Source organism: Priestia sp. USM5 (assembly GCF_058323215.1).
This window is the reverse complement of record NZ_JBSGKN010000001.1, coordinates 4540520-4547500: the sequence shown is the minus strand read 5'-3', so window position 1 is coordinate 4547500 and position 6981 is coordinate 4540520. Positions and strand designations below refer to the sequence as shown.

The 6981-nt window shown below is 41.0% G+C and carries 5 protein-coding genes and 2 rRNA genes (1 of these 7 running past the window's edge); all 7 read left to right on the top strand.

Translation table 11 applies throughout. The features are described 5' to 3' along the window. Positions 1 to 481: ribosomal RNA gene (locus ACWATA_RS23945) — 23S ribosomal RNA — on the top strand; it begins 2455 nt to the left of the window's first position. A 63-nt stretch (positions 482 to 544) separates the two neighbouring features. Further along, positions 545 to 660, top strand: a 5S ribosomal RNA gene (gene rrf / locus ACWATA_RS23940). A gap of 235 nt (positions 661 to 895) precedes the next feature. Next, positions 896 to 1357, top strand: coding sequence for a CtsR family transcriptional regulator (locus ACWATA_RS23935; RefSeq protein ID WP_013054895.1), 462 nt, complete (start codon positions 896 to 898; stop codon positions 1355 to 1357). Between the two features lie 41 nt (positions 1358 to 1398). Continuing rightward, positions 1399 to 1941 (top strand): protein-arginine kinase activator protein McsA, encoded by a 543-nt coding sequence (gene mcsA / locus ACWATA_RS23930; protein ID WP_028412656.1) that lies wholly within the window; start codon positions 1399 to 1401, stop codon positions 1939 to 1941. A 3-nt stretch (positions 1942 to 1944) separates the two neighbouring features. Further along, a complete protein-coding gene (mcsB, locus tag ACWATA_RS23925) occupies positions 1945 to 3018 on the top strand; it encodes a protein-arginine kinase McsB (RefSeq protein ID WP_013054897.1) in 1074 nt (357 codons plus the stop codon). Positions 3019 to 3038: 20 nt separating this feature from the next. Further along, positions 3039 to 5480 (top strand): ATP-dependent protease ATP-binding subunit ClpC, encoded by a 2442-nt coding sequence (clpC, locus tag ACWATA_RS23920; protein ID WP_014462041.1) that lies wholly within the window; start codon positions 3039 to 3041, stop codon positions 5478 to 5480. A 123-nt stretch (positions 5481 to 5603) separates the two neighbouring features. Then, on the top strand, positions 5604 to 6980 hold the full coding sequence (radA, locus tag ACWATA_RS23915; protein ID WP_013054899.1) for a DNA repair protein RadA: 1377 nt from the start codon (positions 5604 to 5606) through the stop codon (positions 6978 to 6980). Position 6981 lies beyond the last annotated feature (1 nt).

Here is a 6981-nt window from a genome sequence, read left to right as displayed (position 1 = left end):
TCGCTCAACGGATAAAAGCTACCCCGGGGATAACAGGCTTATCTCCCCCAAGAGTCCACATCGACGGGGAGGTTTGGCACCTCGATGTCGGCTCATCGCATCCTGGGGCTGTAGTCGGTCCCAAGGGTTGGGCTGTTCGCCCATTAAAGCGGTACGCGAGCTGGGTTCAGAACGTCGTGAGACAGTTCGGTCCCTATCCGTCGTGGGCGTAGGAAATTTGAGAGGAGCTGTCCTTAGTACGAGAGGACCGGGATGGACACACCGCTGGTGTACCAGTTGTCTTGCCAAAGGCATCGCTGGGTAGCTATGTGTGGACGGGATAAGTGCTGAAAGCATCTAAGCATGAAGCCCCCCTCAAGATGAGATTTCCCATAGCGCAAGCTAGTAAGATCCCTGAAAGATGATCAGGTTGATAGGTCAGAGGTGGAAGCGTGGCGACATGTGTAGCTGACTGATACTAATCGATCGAGGACTTAACCAAACTTTTAAAAGCGTAAGCTTTACTCAGCAAACTGTTACCTAGTTTTGAGAGAGCAATCTCTTGTCTGGTGGCGATAGCGAAGAGGTCACACCCGTTCCCATACCGAACACGGAAGTTAAGCTCTTTAGCGCCAATGGTAGTTGGGACTTTGTCCCTGTGAGAGTAGGACGTTGCCAGGCACCTGAAAAAGGACTAGCTATTTTAGCTAGTCCTTTTTTGTTTACAATTTATTTGTTTTATGAAAAAGTATAGTAAGAACAATAAAATTCGCGATTTGCAGGTTTTGAAATAAATTTTAGTGGCAACGATAAAAGTAAAGAATAAACTTTAATAGTACATAGTTGAAAATTTTTTCGTTTCCTTTTATATTTAAATTAAGGTCAAATATAGTCAAAGTCAGAAGGAGGGGGCAGCGTGCCAAATATCTCTGACATTATCGAACAGTATTTAAAACAAGTACTTGAATTAAGTGAAAGAGAAATTGTTGAAATAAGGCGCAGTGAGATTGCTGATAAATTTCAATGCGTTCCGTCGCAAATTAATTACGTTATCAATACCCGCTTTACGGTTGAGAGAGGTTATCTTGTAGAAAGTAAGCGAGGCGGCGGCGGATTTATTCGTATTGCAAAAGTAAAAATGCATGATGCAGCGGATTTGTTTCAGCAAGTGATTGAGATGATTCAAAATGAAATTTCACAAGTAAGTGCTGAAAATGTCATTATTAGGTTAGTTGAAGAAAAAGTCATCACAGAACGAGAAGCAAAAATCATGTTGAGCGTTATCAATCGTTCAGTTATTAATATTGAACTTCCTTATCGTGATGAGCTAAGAGCCAATCTTTTAAAAGCAATGCTTAATTCATTACGCTACCGATAAGCTCATGATCTATTTTATTTAGAACAGGGAGTGATGACAGGATGATTTGTCAGCAATGTGAAACGAGACCTGCAACTCTTCACTTCACAAAAATTATTAATGGTGAAAAGACGGAGATGCACGTATGTGAACAATGCGCTTCAGAAAATGGAGATGCATTTTCTTTTTCAAATCAGCAAGGTTTTTCAATCAATAACTTACTAGCTGGCCTACTTAACCTAGACCCAGCAGTAACTGAAAATTATAAGAAACAAAGTCAGGACGTTCTTTCTTGTCCTACTTGTGGCATGACATATCAAAAATTTGCTAAAATCGGCAGGTTTGGATGTGCAGATTGCTACAAAACATTTGAGCGACCTCTTATTCCTTTCTTGAAGAGGCTGCATGGAGGTAATTATCTACATCATGGAAAAATACCAGCAAGAATTGCAAGTAATCTTCATTTAAAAAAGGAATTACAGGCATTAAGATTGAACTTAAAAGAGTATATCGAAAAAGAGGAGTTTGAGAAAGCAGCCGAACTCCGAGATCACATTCGATTACTAGAAAAGAAGATGAACGAATCGAGAGAGGAGGAAGCGTAATTCATGTCCCAGGATTTGTTCTTTTCCCAGCCTGTTAGCTCTTGGATGCGTCAAGAAGCTTCGAATTCAGATATTGTGCTAAGCAGTCGAATCAGGCTGGCTCGAAATTTAACTCATTATCTTTTTCCAACTCTCTTTTCTAAAGAACAAGCAGTTGAAGTGGTTCGAGTATTTGAGCAAGTTTTTCAAAAAAGCGAGAACACCAATCAGTGGAATTTGCATTTACTAAAGATGAACGAATTACAGCCTCTTCAAAAGCAAGTGTTGGTTGAAAAACATCTTATCAGTCCTAACTTGGCTGAAGGAGACAACAACGGAGCTTGTTTTTTATCAGAAAAAGAAGATTTGAGTATTATGGTTAATGAAGAAGATCATTTACGCATACAATGTTTATTTCCAGGCCTTCAATTATCTGAAGCTTTAAGCACAGCGAATAAAGTAGATAATTGGATTGAGAAATACGTAGATTATGCGTTTGATGAAAATAGAGGGTATTTAACCAGCTGTCCCACAAATGTGGGTACTGGGCTACGTGCATCTGTGATGATGCATCTGCCGGCTTTAGTGATGACCCGTCAAATTCATCGTATTATTCCCGCTATTAACCAGCTTGGCTTAGTGGTGAGAGGAATTTATGGAGAAGGTAGCGAAGCTTTAGGGAATATCTTTCAAATTTCTAATCAGATAACCTTAGGGAAATCTGAAGAAGATATTGTGGCAGATTTAAATAGTGTCGTACAGCAGTTAATTACACAAGAGCACTCTGCAAGAGACGCACTGTTTAAAACATCTCATGTAGAGTTAGAAGATCGAGTGTATCGTTCATATGGAGTATTGGCCAATAGCCGTATTATTGAGTCCAAAGAAGCTTCACAATGTTTATCAGATGTTCGATTAGGAATCGATTTAGGGTATATAAAAGGACTGAGTCAAAATATATTGAATGAACTTATCATTATGACGCAGCCAGGCTTTTTACAAAAGTATTCGGGAGGGCCCCTAAAGCCTCAGGAACGTGACATTAAAAGAGCCACCTTAATTCGAGAACGTCTCACTATAAATAAAAACACAAATTAAACGTGGAGGGTGACGATTATATGATGTTTGGTAGATTTACAGAGCGCGCACAAAAAGTATTAGCTTTAGCACAGGAAGAAGCACTACGCCTAGGTCACAACAACATTGGAACGGAGCACATTTTATTAGGTATCGTTCGTGAAGGTGAAGGAATTGCAGCAAAAGCTCTTTCTGCTCTAGGCCTAAGCACTGAAAAAATTCAAAAAGAAGTGGAAGCATTAATTGGCAGAGGCCAAGAATTAACGCAGACCATTCATTATACACCTCGAGCGAAAAAAGTCATTGAACTTTCAATGGATGAAGCCCGAAAGCTTGGTCATTCTTACGTAGGAACAGAACATATCTTACTAGGCTTAATTCGTGAAGGTGAAGGCGTTGCAGCACGCGTTTTAAATAATCTAGGTGTCAGCCTAAATAAAGCTCGTCAGCAAGTACTTCATTTATTAGGTAGCAATGAAGCTGCTTCAAGCCATCAAGGCGGAGGTTCTTCAAATGCCAATACACCTACGCTAGACAGCTTAGCACGCGATTTAACAGTTGTAGCGCGCGAAGGAAGCTTAGACCCTGTTATCGGACGTGGGAAAGAAATTCAGCGTGTTATTGAAGTGTTAAGCCGACGTACAAAAAACAATCCTGTATTAATTGGGGAGCCAGGTGTCGGTAAAACGGCAATCGCTGAAGGTTTGGCTCAGCAAATCGTCAACAATGAAGTTCCAGAAATTTTACGTGACAAACGCGTTATGACTTTGGATATGGGAACGGTCGTGGCTGGTACAAAATATCGCGGAGAATTTGAAGATCGCCTGAAGAAAGTAATGGATGAAATTCGTCAAGCAGGTAATATCATTCTCTTTATCGATGAGTTACACACATTAATTGGCGCTGGTGGTGCAGAAGGTGCTATCGATGCTTCTAATATTTTAAAACCGTCTCTTGCTCGTGGAGAACTTCAGTGTATCGGTGCTACGACTTTAGATGAATACAGAAAATATATTGAAAAAGATGCAGCGTTAGAGCGTCGCTTCCAGCCAATTCAAGTGGATGAACCAACGTTGGAAGAGTCTATTCAAATCTTAAAAGGGCTTCGTGACCGTTATGAAGCGCATCACCGAGTATCTATTTCTGATGAGGCAATCGAGCAAGCGGTGAAACTATCAGATCGCTATATTTCAGATCGTTTCTTACCGGATAAAGCAATCGATTTAATTGATGAAGCTGGTTCAAAAGTGCGTTTACGTTCATTTACAACGCCACCAAATTTAAAGGAATTAGAGCAAAAATTAGAATCAGTACGCAATGAAAAAGATGCGTCTGTTCAAAGTCAAGAATTTGAAAAAGCAGCATCTTTACGCGATACAGAACAACGCCTACGCGAAGAATTAGAAGACACAAAGAAAATTTGGAAAGAGCAGCAAGGTAAAGAAAACTCAGCTGTAACCGTAGAAGATATTGCGATGGTGGTATCTAGCTGGACGGGTGTACCGGTCTCTAAACTGGCACAGGAAGAGACAGAAAGACTGCTAAACATGGAAGAGATTCTTCACTCTCGTGTAATTGGGCAAGAAGAAGCGGTAAAAGCAGTTGCAAAAGCTGTGCGCCGTGCTAGAGCAGGCTTGAAAGATCCAAAACGCCCAATTGGTTCATTCATTTTCTTAGGACCAACAGGGGTTGGTAAAACAGAGCTTGCACGCGCATTAGCGGAGTCAATCTTTGGCGACGAAGACGCAATGATTCGTATCGATATGTCTGAGTACATGGAGAAACATTCTACTTCACGCTTAGTAGGTTCACCTCCAGGATATGTTGGATACGAAGAAGGCGGCCAGTTAACGGAAAAAGTAAGAAGAAAACCTTACTCAGTTGTTCTTTTAGACGAAATTGAAAAAGCACATCCGGATGTATTTAACATTTTATTACAAGTGTTAGAAGATGGACGCTTAACAGATTCAAAAGGCCGTACAGTCGATTTCCGTAATACGATTTTAATTATGACATCAAACGTAGGTGCGGACACATTAAAACGAAGCAAGCACTTAGGGTTCACAGTAGAAGCAGAAGGCCAAGACTACAAAGATATGAAAGGAAAAGTAATGGCGGAAATGAAGCGCGCATTCCGTCCGGAGTTCCTAAACCGTATCGATGAAATTATCGTCTTCCATTCATTGGAGAAACCTCACTTAGCTGAAATCGTTAAATTAATGGCGGACCAGTTAACAAAACGCTTAAAAGAGCAAGAAATTGATCTTGAATTAACAAAAGAAGCAATTGATAAGATTGCAGAGGAAGGTTTTGACCCAGAATACGGCGCTCGTCCACTTCGTAGAGCAATTCAAAAACATATTGAAGACCGTTTATCTGAAGAGCTGCTAAAAGGGGTTGTTCAAAAAGGTCAGAAAGTGACGCTAGATGTAGACAAAGGAGAATTTGTTGTTAAATCCTCCGCTCCAAGCAGCATCAGCTAAATTTACTCAAACCAAGACGAGGCATACGAAAAAACACGTATGCCTCCCTTTTTATTTTAGCTTAGGAAATAGTGTACAATAGAGATAGAAATCGATTGAATGAACGGAGAGATTGATAACATAATGGCGAAACGAAAAACAAAATTTGCATGTCAGCATTGCGGATATGAATCCGCAAAATGGATGGGGAAATGTCCTGGATGCGGAAGCTGGAATTCGATGGTGGAAGAAATGGAAGAAACGAAATCATCACGCCGAGGAGCTTTTTCCGGAGCTACTGCTTCTAAAGTTCAAAAACCTCAGTCAATTACAGCGATTGAATCTACAACAGAACCACGGATTTTTACACCTTCTGCAGAGTTAAACCGTGTATTAGGAGGCGGTATTGTCAGAGGGTCACTCGTTTTAATAGGGGGAGATCCGGGTATCGGAAAGTCTACTTTACTTTTGCAAACCTCCGCGCAGTTAGCAATGAAACAAAATAAAGTACTATATATTTCGGGAGAGGAATCAACCAAACAAACGAAGTTAAGAGCGGACAGGCTAGGTGTAAAAGCTGAAGAGCTTTATGTTCACGCAGAAACAAACTTAGAATTAATACTAGAGGCCATCTCAAGCATGCAGCCTGATTTTGTGGTGATTGATTCAATTCAAACCATTTACCATGCTGATGTGACATCAGCGCCAGGAAGCGTCTCACAGGTGCGAGAGTGTACGGCTGAACTAATGCGTGTTGCTAAAACGAATGGCATTGCCATCTTTATTGTGGGTCATGTAACGAAAGAAGGGGCCATTGCGGGTCCAAGACTTCTTGAACATATGGTAGATACGGTTCTTTATTTTGAAGGAGAGCGCCATCATACGTATCGTATATTAAGAGCGGTTAAGAACCGATTTGGATCTACAAATGAAATGGGCATTTTTGAAATGAAAGAAAGTGGGCTAGAAGAAGTATTGAATCCATCTGAAATCTTTCTAGAAGAACGGTCTCAGGGAGCAGCAGGTTCGGTTGTTGTCGCTTCAATGGAAGGGACAAGACCCGTATTAGTAGAGCTGCAGGCGCTAATCAGTCCAACGAGCTTTGGAAACCCTAGAAGAATGGCGACAGGAGTAGATCATAATCGCGTTTCGCTTATCATGGCTGTCTTAGAAAAGCGTGTAGGAATGCTGCTGCAGAATCAAGATGCTTATTTAAAAGTAGCAGGTGGAGTGAAATTAGATGAACCAGCAATCGATTTAGCTGTAGCCGTTAGCATTGCTTCAAGCTTCAGAGATGCTGCTTCTAGCGCTACAGATGTTATTGTAGGAGAGGTAGGATTAACAGGCGAAGTACGCCGAGTGTCTAGAATTGAACAGCGCGTTCAAGAAGCGGTAAAATTAGGGTTCCAACGAATTATTATTCCGGAGAAAAATTTAGGAGGATGGAAAGTCCCAGATGGTATTGATGTGATTGGGGTATCAACAGTAGCGGAGGCTCTGCAATATACATTAGGAGGATAAG